At 65.7% G+C, this 20,175-nt stretch carries 23 protein-coding genes; 16 read left to right on the top strand and 7 right to left on the bottom strand.

Features of this window, described 5'->3' with window-relative positions; genetic code table 11:
* Positions 1-121: 121 nt before the first annotated feature.
* Positions 122-778, bottom strand: a complete 657-nt coding sequence (locus ACQPYR_RS21310) for a response regulator (protein ID WP_433634819.1) — start codon at positions 776-778, stop codon at positions 122-124.
* Positions 775-1,890, bottom strand: a complete 1,116-nt coding sequence (locus ACQPYR_RS21305) for a sensor histidine kinase (protein WP_433634817.1) — start codon at positions 1,888-1,890, stop codon at positions 775-777. Before ACQPYR_RS21305 ends, ACQPYR_RS21310 begins: the two co-directional genes overlap by 4 nt.
* A 214-nt stretch (positions 1,891-2,104) precedes the next feature.
* On the opposite strand from ACQPYR_RS21305, the gene ACQPYR_RS21300 reads away from it, so the two are divergent.
* On the top strand, positions 2,105-2,530 hold the full coding sequence (locus ACQPYR_RS21300; protein ID WP_433634815.1) for a DUF6223 family protein: 426 nt from the start codon (positions 2,105-2,107) through the stop codon (positions 2,528-2,530).
* Positions 2,531-2,565: 35 nt separating this feature from the next.
* Here the strand turns inward: ACQPYR_RS21300 and ACQPYR_RS21295 are convergent, their stop codons facing one another.
* Positions 2,566-3,012, bottom strand: coding sequence for a hypothetical protein (locus ACQPYR_RS21295; protein WP_433634813.1), 447 nt, complete (start codon positions 3,010-3,012; stop codon positions 2,566-2,568).
* Positions 3,013-3,062: 50 nt separating this feature from the next.
* Positions 3,063-4,334, bottom strand: a complete 1,272-nt coding sequence (locus ACQPYR_RS21290; protein ID WP_433634811.1) for an APC family permease — start codon at positions 4,332-4,334, stop codon at positions 3,063-3,065.
* A gap of 69 nt (positions 4,335-4,403) precedes the next feature.
* Between ACQPYR_RS21290 and ACQPYR_RS21285 the strand changes: the two genes are divergently transcribed.
* Positions 4,404-5,168, top strand: coding sequence for an ArsR family transcriptional regulator (locus ACQPYR_RS21285; protein WP_433634809.1), 765 nt, complete (start codon positions 4,404-4,406; stop codon positions 5,166-5,168).
* Positions 5,165-5,569, top strand: coding sequence for a VOC family protein (locus ACQPYR_RS21280; RefSeq protein ID WP_433634807.1), 405 nt, complete (start codon positions 5,165-5,167; stop codon positions 5,567-5,569). The genes ACQPYR_RS21285 and ACQPYR_RS21280 overlap by 4 nt, the downstream gene beginning before the upstream one ends.
* 388 nt (positions 5,570-5,957) lie before the next feature.
* Here the strand turns inward: ACQPYR_RS21280 and ACQPYR_RS21275 are convergent, their stop codons facing one another.
* Both ACQPYR_RS21275 and ACQPYR_RS21270 read right to left on the bottom strand, forming a co-directional pair.
* A complete protein-coding gene (locus ACQPYR_RS21275) occupies positions 5,958-6,086 on the bottom strand; it encodes a hypothetical protein (RefSeq protein ID WP_433634805.1) in 129 nt (42 codons plus the stop codon).
* Positions 6,087-6,099: 13 nt separating this feature from the next.
* On the bottom strand, positions 6,100-6,612 hold the full coding sequence (locus ACQPYR_RS21270) for a hypothetical protein (protein WP_433634803.1): 513 nt from the start codon (positions 6,610-6,612) through the stop codon (positions 6,100-6,102).
* 755 nt (positions 6,613-7,367) lie between these two features.
* Between ACQPYR_RS21270 and ACQPYR_RS21265 the strand changes: the two genes are divergently transcribed.
* From ACQPYR_RS21265 to ACQPYR_RS21205, 13 genes are all read left to right on the top strand, one after another.
* On the top strand, positions 7,368-7,796 hold the full coding sequence (locus tag ACQPYR_RS21265; RefSeq protein WP_433634801.1) for a hypothetical protein: 429 nt from the start codon (positions 7,368-7,370) through the stop codon (positions 7,794-7,796).
* Entirely contained in the window at positions 7,774-7,935 is a 162-nt protein-coding gene (locus ACQPYR_RS21260) for a hypothetical protein (RefSeq protein ID WP_433634799.1), read from the top strand. The genes ACQPYR_RS21265 and ACQPYR_RS21260 overlap by 23 nt, the downstream gene beginning before the upstream one ends.
* 395 nt (positions 7,936-8,330) lie before the next feature.
* Positions 8,331-10,223 (top strand): molecular chaperone DnaK, encoded by a 1,893-nt coding sequence (gene dnaK / locus ACQPYR_RS21255; RefSeq protein ID WP_433634797.1) that lies wholly within the window; start codon positions 8,331-8,333, stop codon positions 10,221-10,223.
* Positions 10,224-10,233: 10 nt separating this feature from the next.
* The gene (locus tag ACQPYR_RS21250) at positions 10,234-10,731 is read left to right on the top strand and encodes a nucleotide exchange factor GrpE (RefSeq protein ID WP_433634795.1); all 498 of its coding nucleotides are present in this window, start codon (positions 10,234-10,236) and stop codon (positions 10,729-10,731) included.
* 6 nt (positions 10,732-10,737) lie between these two features.
* Positions 10,738-11,658 carry a DnaJ C-terminal domain-containing protein gene (locus ACQPYR_RS21245; RefSeq protein ID WP_433634793.1) on the top strand — a complete coding sequence of 307 codons (921 nt, stop codon included), beginning with the start codon at positions 10,738-10,740 and terminating at the stop codon, positions 11,656-11,658.
* Positions 11,655-11,975: a chaperone modulator CbpM gene (locus tag ACQPYR_RS21240; protein ID WP_433634791.1), complete on the top strand. Its 321-nt coding sequence runs from the start codon at positions 11,655-11,657 to the stop codon at positions 11,973-11,975. The genes ACQPYR_RS21245 and ACQPYR_RS21240 overlap by 4 nt, the downstream gene beginning before the upstream one ends.
* On the top strand, positions 11,957-14,587 hold the full coding sequence (gene clpB / locus ACQPYR_RS21235) for an ATP-dependent chaperone ClpB (protein WP_433634789.1): 2,631 nt from the start codon (positions 11,957-11,959) through the stop codon (positions 14,585-14,587). Before ACQPYR_RS21240 ends, clpB begins: the two co-directional genes overlap by 19 nt.
* A gap of 15 nt (positions 14,588-14,602) precedes the next feature.
* Positions 14,603-15,055, top strand: coding sequence for a thioredoxin family protein (locus tag ACQPYR_RS21230; protein WP_364339361.1), 453 nt, complete (start codon positions 14,603-14,605; stop codon positions 15,053-15,055).
* The gene (locus tag ACQPYR_RS21225; RefSeq protein ID WP_433634787.1) at positions 15,052-15,318 is read left to right on the top strand and encodes a UBP-type zinc finger domain-containing protein; all 267 of its coding nucleotides are present in this window, start codon (positions 15,052-15,054) and stop codon (positions 15,316-15,318) included. Before ACQPYR_RS21230 ends, ACQPYR_RS21225 begins: the two co-directional genes overlap by 4 nt.
* Positions 15,318-16,967 (top strand): FAD-dependent oxidoreductase, encoded by a 1,650-nt coding sequence (locus ACQPYR_RS21220; protein WP_433634785.1) that lies wholly within the window; start codon positions 15,318-15,320, stop codon positions 16,965-16,967. Before ACQPYR_RS21225 ends, ACQPYR_RS21220 begins: the two co-directional genes overlap by 1 nt.
* A gap of 14 nt (positions 16,968-16,981) precedes the next feature.
* Entirely contained in the window at positions 16,982-17,422 is a 441-nt protein-coding gene (locus ACQPYR_RS21215) for a DUF1931 family protein (protein WP_433635203.1), read from the top strand.
* Positions 17,423-17,649: 227 nt separating this feature from the next.
* The gene (locus ACQPYR_RS21210; protein ID WP_433634783.1) at positions 17,650-19,326 is read left to right on the top strand and encodes a PucR family transcriptional regulator; all 1,677 of its coding nucleotides are present in this window, start codon (positions 17,650-17,652) and stop codon (positions 19,324-19,326) included.
* Between the two features lie 217 nt (positions 19,327-19,543).
* Positions 19,544-19,801, top strand: a complete 258-nt coding sequence (locus ACQPYR_RS21205; protein WP_433635202.1) for a recombinase family protein — start codon at positions 19,544-19,546, stop codon at positions 19,799-19,801.
* A 35-nt stretch (positions 19,802-19,836) separates the two neighbouring features.
* Here the strand turns inward: ACQPYR_RS21205 and ACQPYR_RS21200 are convergent, their stop codons facing one another.
* The gene (locus ACQPYR_RS21200) at positions 19,837-20,127 is read right to left on the bottom strand and encodes a hypothetical protein (RefSeq protein WP_433634781.1); all 291 of its coding nucleotides are present in this window, start codon (positions 20,125-20,127) and stop codon (positions 19,837-19,839) included.
* Positions 20,128-20,175: the final 48 nt, after the last annotated feature.

The following is a 20,175-nucleotide window of genomic DNA, read 5'->3' as shown; positions in this document are numbered from 1 at the left end:
CAGCGGTCGTTGTAGCTGCTGACTCCAGTGGACTCGAGTGCGCGCCATCTAGCCGATTACGGTGTGATCGTCTGGTCCTTGGCCGCTGCGAGATGGCTCGCCGGACTTCCGAGCGGGATTGTCAGGAGTTGTGCGGGATGACCAGACCGGATTCGTAAGCCAGGACTACGAGTTGCGCGCGGTCGCGGGCATGGAGCTTGATCATGGCCCGGTTGATGTGGGTTTTTGCCGTTAGTGGGCTGATGACCATGTGGTTTGCGATCTCGTCGTTGGACAGGCCCTGCGCGACGAGTGTGACGGCCTCGCGTTCGCGGGTGGTCAGTTCCTTCAGTCCGGCGCTGGTGTTGGGTGGTTGGGAGAGATACCGGTGGATCAGGCGGCGGGTGATCGACGGGGCGAGCAGAGCGTCACCACGAGCGGCGACGCGAACCGAATGCAGAAAGTCTTCCGGGCGAATGTCTTTGACGAGGAAGCCGGCCGCGCCCGCGCGTAGTGCGTGGTAGACGTATTCGTCCAGGCCGTAGTTGGTCAGGATGACCACGTGCACACCGGTCAGGGCCGGGTCTGCCGCGATGTGCCGGGTTGCTTCGATGCCGTTCATCCCGGGCATCTGAATGTCGATGAGCGCGATGTCGGGCAGGTGTCGCCTGGCCAGCGTCAGACCCTCGCGCCCGTCGGCAGCCTCGGCCACCACCTCGATATCGTCTTCGAGGTCCAGGAGCGCGCGGAATCCGCTGCGGATGAGTGGTTGGTCGTCAACCAGTAGGACGCGAATCATGTTGGTTCCACGGGGAGTTCGGCCTGTACGGAGAACCCGCCGTCGCTTCGTGGTGCCGCCCGGAGTTGGCCACCGAGCGCGTTGACGCGTTCGCGCATCCCGAGCAGTCCGACACCGTGGACGGGCGAGTTATGCGGTCCGGCCTTGCCGTCGTCGTCGACCCGAATGATCAACGCGTCGGGGCGGTAACAGATCCGGACCGATGCCGTCGTGGCGGCGGCGTGCCTGGAGATGTTTGTCAACGACTCCTGAATGATTCGGTAAACAGTCCGGTCCACTGCGGCGGGCATATCCACGCGTGGTCCTTCGATCGTCAGCGTCGCGTCCAAACCCGTTGTGCGGGCGCGTTCCACGAGGTCCGGGACGTGGTCGAGCCCTTGTCGTGGGGCGGTGCTGTCGTCGCGCAGCGCCTCCAGTGTCGCTCGCAGTTCCCGCGCGGCCTCGCGACCGGCCTCCCGAATCGCGAGTAGCGCCTCCGGCGCCGCTTCGCCCCGCTTGAGCGCCACATGGACGGCGGCCTCGGATTGCACCTTGATGACCGAGATCTGGTGCGTTAGTGAATCGTGCAGTTCTCGCGCGATATGCAAGCGCTCTTCATCGGCGCGGCGCCGCGCGGTCTCCTCGCGGGTGCGCTCGGCCTCGTCGGCTCGCCGCTCTGCCTGCCGCAGCGCCTCTCCCGCCGCACCGGCCGCGATGAGCCAGGCGAGTTGGAGGGCATCGCGGGCCTGCGTGAACGCCTCACCCACGGACCAGTCGTGATGCGCGAGGAGCATCGCGAACGGCAAAGTGACCACCATGAGCACCGAACCCGCCACCGCGATGAGGTGATGTCCGGCCCGGACCGTCGCGTACACCGCGATCAGGAAAGCGATGGCGGCCACATCGAAACCGATTGCCTGGTAACCCAATACGCACAACCCGCTCACAGTCAGCACGGTGACCGGAACCCAGCGGTGCGCGGCCAACCCCAGGCCGCCGACTATCAGCAACGCATAGCCCAGCAGGTCGAGACTTGTGGGAGAGCGTTGCCCGGACAGACCGGCGCCCAACAGGATGGCCGCCGCTCCGACGGCGACCGCCCAGTCTCCGATCCGGATCGGTGCCCTGCTCATGTGTGCACCCTAACTGGAATCTCGCCTGGGCAACTCCCGCGTACGGACGATGAGTCCGCTACTGCGAACGCGGTAGTTTCGCGGTTTCTACCGCGTCCGGAGCAGTTGTCTACCGCAGCGGTGGCAGCGCGAATTGTCCACGTCTGCAGGATGTTCGGCGGTCGGTCGGCGCACATGATGAAGCGACATCGAGCCATTCGACACAGGGAGTCTCATGTCTATCCGTCATCTGCCCGCTGTCCTAGCACCCGGCCTGCTCGCAGGTATCGTCCTCGCCGCCCCAGCGACCGCCTCGGTCCAGCAGACTGCCGCCGTCACCGGCATGACGTCCGGGCGGCTCGGACCGAGCCTGACCGCGCTGGTGGGGCTGGTCGGTGTAGTGGTCGGCGTTCTCGTCCTGGCCCGCGTCAGTCGTTTCGGCACGGGCAATGAGCGGCGAGGCGCGGTGCTGGCCTTGGTCTCAGGGCTGCTCAGTCTGGTCCTCGGTAGCGTGTTCGCGGCCACCGCCGATGGTGGTCCCGGCACCGGCAACGGGATAGTCGGGGCTTGGGTGGCCATGGCATTCGGTCTGATCGCCTTGGTCCTCGGCGGGTTGGGTGTGAACCGCTCCCGTCGCATCGGTGGCCTCGGCAATCGCTGACGGGACGGGCGTAGCGGGTCAGCTGAAGACCGGTGCTAGTGGGTCGAGCCCAGCAGGTATTCGGAGAGATGGGTGCGCAGGGCGCGTGCCGTGCTCTCGACGATGTCGGGGGTGCCGCGTTGGGGGGCGTTGAGAAATTCGGTGCCGCGCAGCGGATGGGCGGCCGGTCTCGGGTAGAGCCAGGCGTGGAAGTGCGCGATGCGGTCGCGGGTCGAGACGAGGTGCACGCATTCGGTGTCGGTGGTTGCCCGTAGCGCCCGATCGAGAACGGAACACAGCGGACCGAAGGTCGCGGCTTCGGCGGCGGCCATGTCGGCGAAGTCGACGTAATGCCGTCGCGAGGTGATTCGCAGCGCGCCGGGCATGGTCGTGGCCGGTTCGCCGGGGGCCACCAACCACTGTTCGTCGCGATGGATCCAGCCGCCGAACGGTTCGGCAGCGTCCTCTCCTGCCAGGGCACAGTAGGCACAGCGATCGGTCATCGGATCTTCTCCAGAGCTGTCGAGCTGTGGGTGGTGGGACTTCATCGGGATCACGTGGTCGTGATGGACCTGCGGCGGACAAGGTAGATCGCGGCGCCGAGAACGACGACCACGCTGCCGGTCAGTACCGACAGCGCCGGCAGCGTGCACGCGAGCATCAGGCAGCCGAGCAACCCGACTACGGGGATCAGTCGCGCCGGTCGGCCCTCGTACGGGGTCAGTGTCCACGCGGCTGCGTTGGCGATCGCGTAGTAGAGCAGTACGCCGAAGGACGAGAACCCGATCGCGGCACGGACATCGGTGGTCGCGGCGGCGACCGCGACAATCGCGCCGACGGCCAGTTCGGCGCGATGCGGCACCGCGAATCGGGGATGCACCGCCGCCAAGGCGTGCGGCAGATGCCGGTCGCGGGCCATCGCCAGCGTCGTGCGTGAGACTCCGAGGATCAGGGCGAGAAGCGAACCGAGCGCGGCGATGACGGCTCCGGTGCGCACCACCGGTTCGAGCCAGCCGGCCCCGGCGGCACCCACCACGCTCGACAGCGGAGCGGTTGTTTCGGACAATCCTTGTGGCCCAAGCACACTCAGCGCCGCGATCAGCACGATCGTGTACACGAGCAGGGTGATCCCCAGTGCGAGCGGAATCGCGCGGGGAATCGTGCGGGCGGAATCGCGGACTTCCTCACCGAGGGTGGCGATCCGCGCGTATCCGGCGAAGGCGAAGAACAGCAGTCCAGCTGCCTGTAGAACCCCGACAACGGTGATGTCCGAACCCAATTCCAGCCGTGCGGCGTCGGCGGTGCCGGAGTCGAACGCCGCGACCACCACCGCGGCGAGCACGGCCAGCACGATCGCCACGATCACCCGGGTCACCAGGACCGACTTCTGTACGCCGCGATAGTTCACCGCGGTCAGCGCGATGACCGCCGCGGCGGCGACGGCGTGCGCCTGTGCCGGCCACGCGTACGCGCCGACTGTCAGTGCCATTGCCGCGCAGGACGCGGTCTTGCCGACCACGAAACACCATCCGGCCAGATATCCCCAGAACTCGCCGAGCCGTTCGCGCCCATACACATACGTGCCACCCGAGGCCGGATAGCGTGCGGCCAATCGCGCCGAGGAGGTCGCATTGCAGTAGGCCACCACCGCCGCGACCGCGAGCCCGAGCAATAGTCCCGAGCCCGCCGCCCGCGCCGCCGGAGCCAGGGCCGCGAAGATCCCCGCCCCGATCATGGAGCCGAGTCCGATCACGACAGCATCGCTCAGTCCCAAGCTCCGACGCAGCTCGTCCGCCGCGACCGACACCGATTTCCTGGACACCATGCTCCTGACGCAGACCGATTCGGAAACTACATCAAACACACTTGATGTATTTGATGCTATCCTCAGCTCATGACGTCGACTCGTCAAGCCGTCCCACCATTTGTTCATCTCGCCGCGCATCCTTTGCGCTGGCAGCTGTTGACCGAACTGTCGGACAGTGACTATCGCGTGCGCGAGCTGGTGGCCCGCGTGGGTGAGCCGCAGAATCTGGTCTCCTACCATCTGCGGCTACTGCGTGACGGTGGCCTCGTCACCAACACGCGCAGCAGTCACGACGGCCGAGACAGCTACTACCACCTGGATCTCGACCGCAGCGCCGAGATGTTCGCCGGAGCCGGGACAGTACTGCACCCCGCCCTGCGAATGACGCCCGCGCCAACCGCATTCGAACCCTCGGTACCGCTCGCGGTGCTATTCGTCTGCACCGGCAACAGCGCCCGCTCCGCGATCGCCGAAGAGCTGTTGCGCTTGCGCACCGGCGGCCGAGTCGACGTACTCAGCGCCGGCAGTAATCCGAAGCCGGCCATGCATGCCGACACGGTGCGTGTGCTTCGGGAGGAATTCGGCATCGACCTGTCCGGCCGCCGCCCCCGCCGCTTGGACACCCTCGCCGATCATCGCTTCGATGCGGTGATCACCCTGTGCGACAAGGCACGTGAGGTCTGTCCCGACTTCGGTGACGATCCTCGATGGATCCACTGGAGCATCCCCGACCCGGCGGCCTCACACGGCAGCGACGAGGACATTTACCCGAGGTTTCAGGCCACGGCCGCCGAAATCGACACCCGCATCCACTATCTGCTGCCGACTCTCACGAACAGGAGTGCCCGATGACAACATCCACGACCGACTACGCCAGCGTCCGCTACCTCGTCGATGACGTTCAGGCAGCGGCCGACTTCTACACGGGCCACCTCGGCTTCACCCTGCACACCAACGCCATCCCCGCCTTCGCCGACGTGGTCCGCGGCCCGCTGCGCCTATTGCTGTCGGGCCCAGCCAGTTCCGGTGCGCGCGCCACCCCCGCCGACATCGCCGGACCAGGGGCCAATCGCATCCACCTCGTCGTCGCCGACCTCGATGCCGAGATCGAACGCCTCCGCGCAACCGACATCGAATTCCGCAGCGAATTGGTCAGCGGCCCGGGCGGCCGCCAAATTCTGCTCGCCGACCCCACCGGCAACCTGATTGAACTGTTCCAACCTGCCACTGCGGTCAGCAGCACGCCGAGGTGATCGATCCAACAGGCGGTGACGCATCACTTTTCTCCGTCGCACCTCGATCGATATCCGCTCATGCGCCCTATCGAGTACGTCTGTCAGGTTGCTGAGGGCTGTCCAGTTGCGCCCGTGGCTGGGCTAAGTCGGTCATGATGGCTCGATAGGCTTGGCGGGTGATGTAGCGCTCGAGACAGCGGATAATTTCGCGCTTGGACAAGCCCTCGGTGGTGCGTCTGGTGACGTAGGCGCGGGTGGCCGGATCATGGCGCATCCGGACAACAGCGATCATGTGCAGTGCGGCATTGGCATCGCCCGGTCGACACCAACGGGCGCGTCGTCGACAAAGCCGTTCTGCGGGTCGTCGAGGTCGCCACCGCTGCGCATCAACGCTTGTGAGAATGTGCTACTTTCCCAAAGTTTCTCGCACTTCCCTTGCGGTGTCGGTGTAGCTTCCGCTCGCCAGCGCGGCGGCCTTGTCCTCCCAGGTCCTTGCCCGGATGAAGTCGTCGATAGCGCGCGGCCGAGAATCCATTTCCGCGGTGTGCCTACCGCCATCCGCTGGGTTCCATGCGCATAACCGGCTGGGCATCAAGCATTCGGCGCAGCGCAGCATCGAGGGGCCAAGGAAACAGCAGGTCGTGGCCGAGCCGATTGTCCACCGCAGACACCGCTCCCCGCAGCATTGACGTGGTACCGACCCGGTCGACGATCGATTCGAACAACGGTGGCGGCGTCGCCAGGTAATACAGTGGCCGCCGCATTGTCCCCGCCGCTACTCGGAGAGTGGCCGCTCGCCGCAATGGCGCGCTCAATCCGGCGGCATAGAGCAGACCGTCGGGTGTTATCAGCAAACGCTCCGAGGTAATAGCGACGTTGCCGGTGGATTCGCCGCTGCCCCATTCCATCGCCGCAAGCCGGCCGTGCATCACACGCCATCGGGCGTCGTCGGACAGCACCCTTTCGACGTCGTCTCGGCACAACCACGGATACGGCCCGGCGCCGGAATCGAAGCATTGCCGCAGAGCCTCGTCGATGAAATCGAACAGTCGCTGGTTCATCACATGCTCCTCGATCGCGCGACATCCGGACAAGCTGCGTGACGTCCGGCATAACTTCGTACTAGAACATCGCCTCGGCGGAGCGGTCGAGATCCATCATCGCGGCCTCGATATCGAGACTGGCTGGTGGTCGAACGACGGTTCCGCCGCACTCCGGTCCACTGCACCGTGACCCCCTGCGGCTCGGGGCGCGATTCTTCCTTACTTCGGCCAGATCTGCGGGACCCACGTGGTACGTCCGGATAGCTTCGGCTTCTCCGTCGAAGCTCGTCACTTCGAACGCGAAGATGGCAACGCGTTCTCCTTGGCCGGACGCCCGAACGGCCAGGGATTGTCGTACTGTTCCCCCGACGGATTCCCGATTATCGTTGTCGGCTCACCCATGATTCTCGTTCCTCACTTTCTGCGGCTTCCGAAGCGTGGGGCCCGTCGCGGATCGAAAAAAGCTGGTCAGCTCGACCATGACCGCATAGTCCACCCTATCGCCGGGGCGCTGGGCCGGCCGCCCTTTCGGTCGAGATCTGTGCAATCCGTCAGTCCGAAGCGTGCAACGAGTTCACCGTTGTCGGCATCGAGGGTGAGGGTGGCACCGTCGTCGATGTCGCCGGACAACAGCGCCCGCCCAAATGCGTGTCTCGACTTCGTGAGAGATGAACCGCCGCAACAGCCGCGCTTCGTACACCGGGTCGCATCCCTCCTTTTGGGGTGATCGAACTGCCTTCCGATCGCTGCGAGAGCTGGCAACAGGCGGCAACGTGCCCTACGACCAGGTCCTCAACTTGGTGCCCGCGGACCTGGAAGACTTTTGGGCGCAGACATTTCCGGCGCTGACCCACAAGCCGTGGACACCGGTGAACGTCGTCGGCTTCGACCCGGGGGAACCACCGACCTGCGGCGGCTCCCCGCCCGGTGATTACGTCCTGTTCTATTGCGCCCCAGAGGATTACATCGGCTACGACGCCGCAAACCTCCCGCGTTTCTACTACCAGGGTGGCGACTTCGGCGTGGCGACACCCTTTGCCAACGAATACGGCCAGGCCGTGAACGCCCGAGACGGTGACCACTCCGACGACAAAACCGCGGCACTGCGCGGCGACTGTTTCGCCGGCGCATGGAGCGCAAGCGTCCTCCGGGAAAACCGGCCGACCAAGCAAGTTCCGCATGTCCCCTGGCGATCTCGATAGCGCCGTCGCCGCGCTATTGGTCTTCCGCGGCTTCGGTGACAAGAACCCTGACGCGCCAGGCTGCACGCGCGTCGATGCCTACCGAGCCGGACTGCTCAACGGCCCCGACGCCTGCACGAAACCCATGCCGGCCGAATAGGGCTTCCGAATTCCTAGCGGATGGTCGATCGATGACCTCGGTTTGCGATGAGCCCGGGACGAAACTCGCAACGCTACCCACGAACCGTGATAGTTCCGCCGCGGCTCCCATCAGAACGGCCGCGCGCTCGGCGTCACAGTGCCCGCAGTGCCGAGCCGCAGCTCTACCGGAGGGTTGCGGGTCGGCCCCGATCCCACTGCTCGACGGCGTGGTCGAACGCCGCGACAACACCGTCGCGATCCATAGCTGATCGCCTATCGCCCCTGTTCCGGCGGGACCAATCGGTTTCCGTTTTTCGCCTTGTCGGACCGTTTCATGCCTTTGGCGCGGTCGGCAGGATTGGCGGTGTCGAATACCCGGCGGCCGGCCGGTCGCGCCGATCCGAAGGAATTGATATGGCCACTGCTGTAGGAATCGATCTCGGAACTACGAATTCTGTCATCGCGAGCTGGCAGAGCGGGGAGCCGGTGGTGATCGCCAATGCCGAGGGCGCGCGCACCACACCGTCGGTGGTTGCCTTCACCGAAAGCGGTGAGCGACTTGTCGGTCAGCTTGCCCGCAGACAGTCGATTTTGAATCCGAAGGGCACGATCTATTCGGCGAAGCGATTCATCGGCCGCCACTTCGACGAAATATCGGAGGAAGCCAAGGCGGTGAGCTTCGACGTCGTCGAGGGCGAGGGCGGCGTTGCCCGATTCGATGTGCGGGGCAAGAAGTATGCGCCCGAGGAGATCAGCGCGCTGGTGCTGCGCAAGCTGGTCGATGACGCGAGCAAATATCTCGGGGAGCGGGTCAAAGAAGCGGTGATCACCGTGCCCGCCTACTTCAACGACGCACAGCGCAATGCCACCAAGGACGCGGGCCGGATCGCGGGACTCGACGTCCTGCGCATCATCAATGAGCCGACCGCCGCCGCATTGGCGTACGGATTGGACAAGCAGACCCACGAGACGGTGCTCGTATTCGATCTCGGCGGTGGCACTTTCGATGTCAGTCTGCTCGACGTCGGTGACGGTGTGGTCGAGGTCCGCTCCACCGCGGGCGATTCCCATTTGGGCGGCGACGACTTCGACCGGCGCATCGTCGACTATCTCGCCGACGAATTCCAGCGCGAAGAGCACATCGACCTACGTGCCGATCCGCAAGCGCTGCAACGACTTTTCGAGGCGGCAGAGAAGGCCAAGGTCGAGCTGTCCTCGGTGACACAGACACAGGTGAATCTGCCCTTCGTCACCGCCGACGCGAACGGACCCAAGCACCTCACCACAACGATCATGCGCTCGAAGTTCGAGGACCTGACCGCGGATCTGGTGCAGCGCTGCCTCGGCCCGGTGGAGCAGGCCATGAAGGACGCCAAGGTCACCGCCAATGACATCGACGAGGTGATCCTGGTCGGCGGTTCTACCCGCATCCCGGCGGTACAGGCGCTGGTGCGCAGGCTGACCGGCGGCAAGGACCCGAACATGAGCGTCAACCCGGATGAGGTCGTCGCGCTCGGCGCGGCCGTTCAGGCCGGCGTGCTCAAGGGCGAGGTCTCCGATGTGCTGCTGCTCGACGTAACGCCGCTGTCGCTCGGTGTGGAGACCCAGGGCGGCGTGATGACGAAGATCATCGAGCGCAATACCACCATCCCGGCCCGGCGCAGCGAGGTGTTCTCGACCGCGGAGGACAACCAGCCCGCGGTCGATGTGGTGGTGCTCCAGGGCGAACGCGAGCGCGCCTCCGACAACCGCGTGCTCGGCCGGTTCCGACTGGAGGACATCCGGCCGGCACCACGCGGCCAGGCGCACGTCGAGGTCACCTTCGACATCGACGCCAACGGCATCCTCAATGTCACCGCGCGCGACAAGGACACCGGTAAAGAGCAGAGCATCACGATCAGCGAGCAGTCCAATTTGGACCAGAGCGAGGTCGACCGGATGCTCGCCGAGGCCGAGCAGCACCGCCGCGAGGACGAGGAACTGCGCAAGGCCGTCGATGCCCGCAACGCGTTGGATTCGGCCGCGTACCAGGTGGAACGGCGCCTGGCCGAACTCGGTGACAGCGCGCCGCCACACGAGAGGGCACGCGCCGAGATGCTGATCGCCGACGCCAGACAGGCCGTCAAAGAAGAAGCGCCGCTGGATCGGGTGCAGTCGCTCACCTCGGAACTGCAGCAATTGCAGTACGGGTTGCAGCCCGCGCAAACCGGCGGCGGCGACGGACAGTCGAGCTACGCGGGCGCGGGTGCCGGCGCGGGCTCACCCGGTGACGACGACGTGATCGACGCCGAATTCGACCGGAGCTGAGGGATTTCCGATGGAAACCTCCGCAGACCAGTCGACCACCGACACCCCCGATCCGGACGCGGCGTCCGAACAACCTGCAGCCCAGATCGCCCAGTTGGAAGACCGCTGGCGCCGCGCCGCCGCCGATCTGGACAACCTACGCAAGCGCTACGCCAGGGATCTCGATCGAGAGCGCGCGGCCGAACGATCGAAGGTGGCGGGTGCCTGGCTACCGATGCTGGACAACTTGGAACTGGCGCTGGCGCACGCGAACGGCGATGCGGACCCACTGGTCGCGGGCGTTCGCGCGATCCGGGACCAGGCGGTGCAGGTACTCGAACAGCTCGGTTACCCGAGGCATTCGGAGGTGGGGGTGCCGTTCTCCCCGGAAATGCACGAGGTGGTCAGCGTGGTCGACCGGACCGATTTCCCGCCGGGAACCGTGGTCGAGGTGCTGCGCCCCGGATACGGCGAGAACGGACGGCAGCTGCGTCCGGCGGCCGTGATCGTCAGCAGACGCGAGGAGTGAGCGTCGATGGCGCGCGACTACTACGAGGTCCTCGGGGTTCCCCGCGACGCCGACAAGGACCAGATTCAGCAGGCATATCGCAAGTTGGCGCGGCGATATCACCCGGATGTGAATTCCGATCCGGCGGCGGAGGATCGGTTCAAGGAGGTCAGCGAGGCGTACGAGGTCCTGTCCGATCCGTCGACGAGGAGTCGCTACGACCGCTTCGGTGAGGACTTCCGGCGGGTGCCGGAGGACTACGACGAACGGGTCGGCGCGGCCACCGGTGGTTTCGGTGGCGGCAGCGGTGGTTTCGGTGGCGGGACCCGCGTGCACTTCGGTCGCGGTTTCGACGGCAACGTCGACTTCGGCGACATATTCGGCGATATCTTCGGTGGCCGTGGCGGCGGATACGGACCGATTCCGGGTGCCGATCAGCAGGCGGTCCTGGAGCTGACCGTCGAGGAGGCTTACCGCGGCGGCAAGCGCAAGCTCGGGCTCGACGGGCGCAGCTACGACGTTGATATCCCGGCCGGGGTGATCGACGGCCAGCGGATCCGGCTGGCCGGGCAGGGCGGCATGGGCAGTGGCGACGCGCCTGCCGGGGATCTCTACCTGGTCGTGCACATCAAGGCGCATCCGCGCTTCCGGTTGGTCGGCCGCGACATCTACGTCGACCTGCCCGTGTCCCCGTGGGAGGCGGTGCTCGGCGCCACCGTCGCGGTCCCGACTCCGAGCGGCGAGGCGAAAGTCAAAGTGGCGCCGGGCTCCTCGACCGGGCGCAAGCTGCGATTGCGTGGCGCGGGCATGCCCAATGCCCGCGGCGCCAACGGCAACCTGTACGCCGAGGTCAAGGTCATGGTGCCGTCGAAACCGACCGCGCGGGAACGGGAGTTGTTCGAGCAGTTGGCCGCCGAATCGACCTTCGATCCGAGGAGAGAGCAATGAGCACGCCCACACCGCAATACGTGATCGTGCGGCAACCGGGGCTGCGGCTCGACGATTTCGCACAGCGGTCCGGTCTGCATCCGGACATGGTGCGCAGATTGGTCGCGCTCGGACTGCTCGACGGTGCCCGCGAAGGTACCGAACTTCGCTTCGAACCGTCCGCGGTGGCCCTTGTCGCCCGAATCCAGCGCTTGCGGTCCGGGCTCGGATTGAACTATGCGGCAATCGGGTTGGTGCTCGATCTGCTGGACCGAATCGAAGAACTCGAAGCCGATCCTCGTCGAAGGAGGACGTCCCGATGGACACCAGCAAGTTGACGGAGAAGTCTCGGGAAGCCTTGAGCGAAGCGCAGAACGCGGCGACGCGATTGGGGCACAGCGAGGTCGACGGCGAACATCTGCTGCTCGCCTTGATCGACCAGCAGGACGGGCTGGTGCCCCGGCTGCTCGACCAGGCGGGCGCGGATCTCGACGCGTTGCGCGCCGACCTGAATCGCGAGTTGGTCCGCCGACCCAAGGTCAGCGGCCCGGGCGCCGCGCCGGGGCAGGTGATGGTCACCCGGCGATTGGCGGCGCTGCTCGAATCGGCCGAACGAGAAGCCAAGCGGCTCAAGGACTCCTATGTTTCGGTGGAGCACCTGGTAATGGCGCTGACCGAAGAGGGATCGGGCACTGTGGCGGGCCGGCTCCTCGCGGGTCAGGGCATCACCGGAGAGTCGTTCTTGCAGGCGCTCACCGCGGTTCGTGGTAATCAGCGGGTGACCTCGGCGACCCCGGAGGGCGCTTACGAGGCACTGGAGAAATACGGCCGCGACCTCGTCGCCGAAGCCAGCGCGGGCAAGCTGGACCCGGTCATCGGCCGAGACGCCGAGATCCGCAGAGTGACACAGATTTTGAGCAGGAAGACCAAGAACAATCCGGTATTGATCGGTGATCCCGGCGTCGGCAAGACCGCGATCGTGGAGGGCCTGGCCCAGCGCATCGTCCGTGGCGATGTGCCAGAAGGCCTGCGCGACAAGACGATCTTCTCCCTCGATATGGGTTCGCTGGTCGCGGGGGCGAAATATCGAGGCGAGTTCGAGGAGCGCCTGCAAGCCGTGCTGTCGGAGGTGAAGGCGGCCGAGGGCCGCATTCTGCTCTTCGTCGACGAGCTACATACCGTGGTCGGCGCGGGATCGGTCGGCGGTGAAGGATCCCTCGACGCGGGCAATATGCTCAAGCCGATGCTCGCCCGCGGCGAGCTGCACATGATCGGCGCCACCACCCTGGACGAGTACCGCAAGCACGTCGAATCCGATGCGGCACTGGAACGTCGGTTCCAGACTGTGCTGGTGGACGAGCCCAGCATGGAGGACGCGGTGTCCATCTTGCGCGGCCTGCGCGAACGCCTCGAGGTCTTCCACGGCGTGAAGATCCAGGACGGCGCGCTGGTGGCGGCCGTGACCCTGTCGCATCGCTACATCACCGACCGCTTCCTGCCGGACAAAGCCATCGACCTGGTCGACGAGGCATGTGCTCGGCTGCGCACCGAAATCGACTCGATGCCAGCGGAACTCGATGAACTCACCAGGAAGGTGACCCGGCTGGAGATCGAAGAGGCGGCACTGTCCAAGGAGACCGACGCGGCAAGCAAGGCTCGTCTCGAGGAGCTCCGAAAGGAACTTGCCGATCTGCGGGCCGAGGCCGACTCGAGACACGCCCAATGGGAGGCCGAACGGCAGGCGATCCGGCGGGTGCAGGAATTGCGTGGACAACTCGAGCAGTTGCGCCACGAAGCCGAAGAGGCCGAACGCAATTACGACCTCAATCGCGCGGCCGAGTTGCGCTACGGCGAGATCACCAAGCTGGAACGCAATCTGCAAGCGGCGGAGGAACAATTGCGAACCAAGCAGGGCAAACAGCCGCTGCTGCAAGAGGTTGTCACCGAGGACGAGATCGCCGAAATCGTCGCCGCGTGGACCGGAATCCCGGTAGCCCGGTTAAAAGAGGGCGAGCGGGAGAAGTTGCTACGGCTCGATGAAATCCTGCACGAGCGGGTGGTCGGGCAGGAGGAGGCGGTGCAACTTGTCGCGGACGCGGTGATTCGGGCCCGGTCGGGAATCCGCGATCCACGCAGGCCGATCGGATCGTTCATCTTCCTCGGACCCACCGGCGTCGGCAAGACGGAACTCGCGAAGACCTTGGCCGCGGCGCTTTTCGACAGCGAAGACAATATGGTGCGCCTGGACATGAGCGAGTACCAGGAGCGGCACACGGTCAGCAGGTTGATCGGTGCCCCTCCCGGCTACGTCGGTTATGACGAGGGCGGACAGCTCACCGAGGCAGTGCGCCGCAAGCCGTACTCGGTGGTGCTGTTCGACGAGATCGAGAAAGCGCACGCCGACGTGTTCAATACTCTGTTGCAGGTGCTCGACGACGGTCGAATCACCGATTCGCAAGGCCGACAGGTCGATTTCCGCAACACCGTGATCATCATGACCTCGAATATCGGCTCCCACCATCTACTCGAGGGTGTCACCGCCCACGGCGAAATCAAGCCGGACGCGCGGGATCGCGTGCTCGCCGAGCTGCGGGGACACTTCCGCCCCGAGTTTCTCAACCGCGTCGACGACATCGTGCTGTTCACGCCGCTGACGCTGCCGCAGATCGAGCACATCGTCGAGCTGCAACTCGAAGAACTCCGACATCGCCTGGCGGAACGGCAGATCAGGCTCGACATCACCCCGGAGGCGCGCAGGCTCATCGCCCAGCACGGATTCGATCCGGTCTACGGTGCGCGGCCGTTGCGCCGCTACATCGCGCACGAAGTCGAGACGAAGATCGGCCGGGCGCTCATGCGCGGCGATATCGGGCAGGGCGGCGCCGTCACGGTCACCGTGGACGGTGCCGATCTCGCGGTCGCGTACACCGCGCCCGCGATCGCGGCATGAAAACGAGGTACGACCATGGAAACCGCGAAGATCAAATGCCCCAACTGTGGGAAGTTCAACCGGGTTCCGGCCGCGGCGGAGGGCACACCGCGCTGCGGTAACTGCCACAAACCGCTGCCATGGATCGTCGCGGCGGGGGACGACGACTTCACCGAGGTGACCGAAAAGTCCTCGGTGCCAGTCCTTGTCGACCTGTGGGCAACCTGGTGTCGGCCCTGTCTGATGGTCAGCCCGGCGCTCGAACAGCTCGCGACCGAACGTGCCGGTCGGCTGAAGCTGGTCAAGGTCGACGTCGACGCCGCACCCCGCACCGCCGAGCGGTTCGTCGTGCGGGCGGTGCCAACCTTGCTCGTGCTCGACCACGGCGAGGTGCTTGCCCGGCAGGCGGGCGCCGCTCCGGTACCGGAACTGCGGAGGTGGCTGGACCAGGGCCTCTCCGATCGAGCGGATAAGGGGGTGACCGCATGACCTCCATCTATACCGATCCCCACGTCGCGGCGATCCAGCCGGTGGCGCCGCGGACACCGCAGGGCTGCGAAGAGTGTCTTCGGCTCAGCACGCCATGGCTGCATCTGCGGCTGTGCCTGACCTGCGGGCACGTCGGCTGCTGTGACTCGTCCCCGATGCGGCACGCGCGAGCGCACGCCACCGGGACCGGCCACCCCATCGTCGAATCGATGGAACCCGGCGAGAATTGGCGCTGGTGCTACGTCCATCAGAACTTCGTCTGATGAACATCGAAACCCCGGACGATGTCGGCGCGTTTCCGCGATTGTCGGACGCGCAGGTGGCGACGCTCGCCGTCGGCGGCGCCCGGCGAGCGGTGCGCGCCGGTGAGACGTTGGTGCGCGCCGGCGCGCCGAGCGACGAGTTCTTCGTGATCCTGTCCGGCACCGTCGCGATCGTCGACGACGATGCGGGGGAACGCCGGGTGCTGCGCATCCACGGGCCCGGCCGATTCCTCGGCGAGCTCGGCCTGCTGGAAGGTCAGGTCGCGTTCTACACCGCGGAGATGATCGAAGACGGCGAGGTGCTGGTCGTCCCGATCCAGCGGATACGCGCGCTGGTCGAACACGATCCGGTGCTCAGCGACCTCATTCTGCGCGCGTATCTGATCCGCCGCTGCCAGCTGCTCGGTATCGTCTCCGGGTTCCGAATCATCGGTTCCTGCTACTCGCCCGACATCCGGCGGCTACGCGAGTTCGCGATGCGAAACCGATTGCCGCACACCTGGATCGACCTCGAGCGCGACAGTCGGGCCGAAAAACTCCTGCGTGATCTCGGGGTCACACCCGAGGACACTCCGGTCGTCATCTGGCGCGGCGAGCGGGTGCTGCGCAATCCGACGAATGCCGAATTGGGGCGCCTCATCGGCCTACCGGTGCCGGACACGCTGCGCGAGGTGTGCGACCTAATCGTGGTGGGTGCTGGCCCGGCCGGCCTGGCCGCCTCGGTGTACGGCGCCTCGGACGGGCTCGACACCTCGATGCTGGAGGCGATTGCGGCGGGTGGGCAGGCGGGCACGTCCTCGCGCATCGAGAATTATCTGGGCTTTCCCGCGGGCATCTCCGGCACCGAGCTGGCCGAGCGAGCGGTCATCCAGGCCGGAAAGTTCGGTGCTCGATTGCTGGTGTCCGCGGAGGTAGTCGGGCTGGAAGCCGAGGATGGACACCATCTGCTGCGGCTGGCCGGTGGCGGCGCGCTGCTCGGCCGCACCGTCGTCCTAGCCACCGGCGCCCGCTATCGCAGACTCGCCGTGACCGGGATCGAGCGCTTCGAAGGCACCGGCGTGTACTACGCCGCGACCCATCAGGAGGCGTCGATGTGCGGCGTGAACCCGGTGGCGATCGTCGGCGGCGGTAACTCCGCAGGGCAGGCAACAGTGTTTCTCGCCGGTCACGTCGAGCACGTGCACCTACTCATCCGGGATGGCGATCTCGGCAAGAGTATGTCCCGGTATCTGGTCGAGCAGATCGAGCAGCACCCGCGTGTGACGGTGCACCGCAACACCGAGGTGCGTGAGGTAGCCGGTGTCAGCGAACTCGAAGCAATCGTGGTCGAGAACAATCGCACCGGGGAGCGGGAGAAGCTCGCGGTGGCCGCCCTGTTCGTTTTCATCGGGGCCGTACCGTGCACCGTGTGGTTGGCGGACACCGTCGCGCTAGACGCGCACGGCTTCGTCCGGACCGGCCCGGACGCGGTGTACCCGGCCGAGGATCAGCGCGATTCCGGCCGTCGACCGCTACCGCTCGAAACAAGCAGGCCCGGCGTCTTCGCGGTGGGCGATGTCCGTAGTGGCTCGGTCAAACGAGTCGCGTCCGCCGTCGGTGAAGGCGCGATGGCGGTGCGCCATATTCACGAATACTTCGAGAGGAGCTGACCGAAATGCCGGTAATGGGCGTTGTCAAATTTCAGCGTTTCTTCCGTGCCGCGGCCGGGCTGCAGGTGGACCGCAATGATCTCAAGCGCTACACCGAATTCATCGACGACAAGATCTATGACCTGTTCGTCGTTGCCAAGGCATCGGCGAAGGCGAACTCACGCGATGTGATCGAATCGTGGGACCTGCCGATCACCGCGGGACTGCAGCAGAGCATCCACCGGTTCGAGAAGCTGGATGAGGAGATCGAGCTGCAACCGCTGCTCGACCAACTCGCCGCGCGCCCGCCGCTCGACCTCGCCCTCTCGGACGACACCGAGCGTCGGCTGCCGCTGATTGCCGGTGGTCTGAGCGTGGCCCTTGCGCAGACGTTCGTCGCGATCGCACCGAAGGTCAAGAATCCAGGAACCGGCGAGTGGTCCGTGGTATTCGAGATATTTCATCTGCTGCTTTGAATGCGGCAACGGCATATTCGGCATGGGCTGCGAACGCCGGGGTTGATCGGTGTACCGTCGATGATCAACGCCCGCAGAATTAATCCGCACCTGGAGATTGTCGTTCGAAGTGGATCGGTGCGCATGGCGGCGAGTGGATCGGCCGAAAATTTCGGGGTGGGCGCGGCCGAGGACGCCGCAGCGCCGGGTCCCACCTCGAAACCTGCTGCCACGGGCCGGAATCCGCCATGAATCAGCAATTGTTGAGTTATCCAATCGCCGACAGCTTGGTGCGCGGACAACTGGTGTCGCTGCACGGGCTGTGCACGCTGTCGGCGGCGCTGTCGGGCGAGCACGAAGAAGTCGAAATACTTCGAATGGCCGGTGCGGCTGTCCCGTCCCTCGGCTCGTGTCGCACGCGGGCGAGCTATCACCGGGTGGACGGCGAATTCCTGCAGTACCCGCAGACGCGACCCGCACGGCCCGGCCTGGACGCACAGGTCAGTGCCCAGGACGGCGAGGGCAGCGTGAACTTGGCTGACGAGAAGTGGGGATGGGCGTTCGTCCTGCAAAGCTCGTCCGGAGCGGTCGGTTCACTCATTGTCGGCTCCGACCGCGCGCCGCGGCCACACGAGATATTCCTGCTGGAAGTGCTGGCGCAGCTCACCGGTGCGGCGCTGGCCAATGCGACCACGCACGAACGTGCTTCCGCCCATGCGACCGAGCTCACCCAGATCAACGAGCGCTTGGCCGCCACGGTGCGACGCCTCGAACGACAGACGCGGGTGCATGAGGTGCTCGCCGGAGCCGCCGCGTACGGACAGGGCGAACAGGGTATCGCCGACGCCCTCGCTCAGCTGACCGATTTGCCCGTCGCGGTCGAGGACCCCTTTGGCAATCTGCGGGCCTGGTCTGGACCCGGCCGACCGGAACCCTATCCCAAAGCCGCACCGGAGCAGCGTGATCAACTGCTGCATCGTCTCGCGACCCACAATGCGCCGCTGCGGGTCCAAGATCGGGTGATCATGCTGGTGAAACCACGTACCGAGGTCCTCGGCACGCTCGCACTGATCGACCCGGACCATAGCGTGGTCGAGGCTCAACTGTTCGCGCTGGTGTACGGAAGCACCATGCTCGCCCTCGAACTCGCACATCAACGCAATCTCGCCGAGATCGAACTGCGGCTACGTCGCGAGCTCGTCGATGATCTCGCCTGCGGCACCGACAATGACAGCGCCTACGCCCGCGCAGAAGCATTGGGACACGACCTGCGCGGACCGCACTACGTCGTCCTGGTGCACAGCGCGGGCCGCGCCGACGATACGATCGCAGCGGCCGCGAGCCACGCCGCGTCGGCCCTGAGTCTGCAATATATCCTGGGCCGCCACGGCGGCATGGTCGTGCTGATCACCGACCACAGACCGGATCCGGGCGCCTTCCACCACGCGATCCGCGAACGCGTCGACGCGACGCCGATAACCATCGGCATCAGCGGCCGGTGCGAGCAGCCGAGCGATTTCGCGCGATCGTTCGCCGACGCACTCCGTGCCGTCCATATCCGGCTGCGGTCGCGGATACCGGACGGCGCGACGGCATTCGAAGAACTCGGCTTCTATCGTCTGGTCGACGCGGCGCATGCCGATGGTCAGGTCGACGGCTTCATGCGCGAATGGCTCGGTGCCCTCCTGGATTACGACGCCACCCGGAACTCGGACCTCGTGTACACCCTGGCCCAGTATCTCGAATGCGGCGGCAACTATAACGATTCCGCCGCCGCGTTACACATCCATCGCAGCACCCTGCGCTATCGCCTCGGCCGCATCCGCGAACTCACCGGCTTCGACCTACGTGATGTGAATATCCGATTCAATCTCCAAGCCGCAACGCGCGCGTGGCAGTTCCTGTCCGCCGTCCCTGATCCGTGACGTTGTTGCGACCGAGCGCGTGCAAGGTTGTCAGCAGTTCGGCCTGGTCCCCCGAAGCCGCGATACGTATCGGCTGATAGACACTGTGGGCCCTAGGGAACGATTTTCCCGGCGAACTCGACACCAAGTGTGCTGAGAACTCTCGACTACCTGCGATTTGCGCAGGTCCAGACTTCGACATCTGGGTGACGCCCCTTACTGAACACGACTCCGAGCACTGCAGGACTTGATCTCGATCGTGGTGGGTCTTCGCAAGCGCGGCATAGGGTTCCGGGCCCTGCACAAGGCGATCGACAACACCAGCCCCGGCGGGCGCCTGGTGTTCCACATCTTCGCCGCGCTGGCCGAGTTCATCCGGGAGTTGATCGTGCAGGGCACCGACGAGGGCCTGGCCGCTGCCCGCGCCCGCGGGCAGCGCCTCGGTCGGCCACCAGCGATGACCGACGAGCAGATCAGGCACGCTCGGGTGATCTGACCAGGTCGGAGGAGACGGTGTCCTCGGTGGCCCGACTACGTGGGGGTGATCCGGATGTGCAGGATCTGGGCAACGTTGTCGTGCCCGCTTTCGTGTGGGCCGTCTTCCCGCACCGCGGTGTGGCATTCGACGAATCGGCGTTGTTCGAGGCTTCGGACCGCGCGGCGCCAGCTGGCGCGTTCGGCTTTCGAAGTCGCCCGATCGCGGCGTTCTGGGCTTGAAAACAGTTCCAGATCCGTCCACGCGATCCATCTCCGGCCCTCGTAGTCCCACTCTGCCAACGCGATGAGCATCATGCGCTGTTTGGCGCCCAGTCCCTTCGACATGGTCTCGCGGGGACGTTCGAGCAGTTTGCCCTTGTGGCACAGGGCACC

The sequence above is a fragment of the Nocardia sp. CA-120079 genome (genome assembly GCF_050955745.1).
Lineage (GTDB): Bacteria > Actinomycetota > Actinomycetes > Mycobacteriales > Mycobacteriaceae > Nocardia.
This window is presented reverse-complemented; position numbering and strand designations above follow the sequence as displayed.

Excerpts from the sequence above, each read along its gene's own strand:
- ACQPYR_RS21260 (WP_433634799.1), top strand. The coding sequence starts at position 7,774 with ATGTCCCCTGGCGATCTCGATAGCGCCGTCGCCGCGCTATTGGTCTTC.
- ACQPYR_RS21250 (WP_433634795.1), top strand. The coding sequence starts at position 10,234 with ATGGAAACCTCCGCAGACCAGTCGACCACCGACACCCCCGATCCGGAC.
- ACQPYR_RS21280 (WP_433634807.1), top strand. The coding sequence starts at position 5,165 with ATGACAACATCCACGACCGACTACGCCAGCGTCCGCTACCTCGTCGAT.
- ACQPYR_RS21270 (WP_433634803.1), bottom strand. The coding sequence starts at position 6,612 with ATGAACCAGCGACTGTTCGATTTCATCGACGAGGCTCTGCGGCAATGC.
- ACQPYR_RS21245 (WP_433634793.1), top strand. The coding sequence starts at position 10,738 with ATGGCGCGCGACTACTACGAGGTCCTCGGGGTTCCCCGCGACGCCGAC.
- dnaK (WP_433634797.1), top strand. The coding sequence starts at position 8,331 with ATGGCCACTGCTGTAGGAATCGATCTCGGAACTACGAATTCTGTCATC.
- ACQPYR_RS21295 (WP_433634813.1), bottom strand. The coding sequence starts at position 3,012 with ATGACCGATCGCTGTGCCTACTGTGCCCTGGCAGGAGAGGACGCTGCC.
- ACQPYR_RS21275 (WP_433634805.1), bottom strand. The coding sequence starts at position 6,086 with ATGGATTCTCGGCCGCGCGCTATCGACGACTTCATCCGGGCAAGGACC.
- ACQPYR_RS21215 (WP_433635203.1), top strand. The coding sequence starts at position 16,982 with ATGGGCGTTGTCAAATTTCAGCGTTTCTTCCGTGCCGCGGCCGGGCTG.
- ACQPYR_RS21200 (WP_433634781.1), bottom strand. The coding sequence starts at position 20,127 with ATGTCGAAGGGACTGGGCGCCAAACAGCGCATGATGCTCATCGCGTTG.
- ACQPYR_RS21310 (WP_433634819.1), bottom strand. The coding sequence starts at position 778 with ATGATTCGCGTCCTACTGGTTGACGACCAACCACTCATCCGCAGCGGA.
- ACQPYR_RS21220 (WP_433634785.1), top strand. The coding sequence starts at position 15,318 with ATGAACATCGAAACCCCGGACGATGTCGGCGCGTTTCCGCGATTGTCG.
- ACQPYR_RS21230 (WP_364339361.1), top strand. The coding sequence starts at position 14,603 with ATGGAAACCGCGAAGATCAAATGCCCCAACTGTGGGAAGTTCAACCGG.
- ACQPYR_RS21305 (WP_433634817.1), bottom strand. The coding sequence starts at position 1,890 with ATGAGCAGGGCACCGATCCGGATCGGAGACTGGGCGGTCGCCGTCGGA.
- ACQPYR_RS21210 (WP_433634783.1), top strand. The coding sequence starts at position 17,650 with ATGAATCAGCAATTGTTGAGTTATCCAATCGCCGACAGCTTGGTGCGC.
- ACQPYR_RS21300 (WP_433634815.1), top strand. The coding sequence starts at position 2,105 with ATGTCTATCCGTCATCTGCCCGCTGTCCTAGCACCCGGCCTGCTCGCA.
- clpB (WP_433634789.1), top strand. The coding sequence starts at position 11,957 with ATGGACACCAGCAAGTTGACGGAGAAGTCTCGGGAAGCCTTGAGCGAA.
- ACQPYR_RS21290 (WP_433634811.1), bottom strand. The coding sequence starts at position 4,334 with ATGGTGTCCAGGAAATCGGTGTCGGTCGCGGCGGACGAGCTGCGTCGG.
- ACQPYR_RS21240 (WP_433634791.1), top strand. The coding sequence starts at position 11,655 with ATGAGCACGCCCACACCGCAATACGTGATCGTGCGGCAACCGGGGCTG.
- ACQPYR_RS21225 (WP_433634787.1), top strand. The coding sequence starts at position 15,052 with ATGACCTCCATCTATACCGATCCCCACGTCGCGGCGATCCAGCCGGTG.
- ACQPYR_RS21285 (WP_433634809.1), top strand. The coding sequence starts at position 4,404 with ATGACGTCGACTCGTCAAGCCGTCCCACCATTTGTTCATCTCGCCGCG.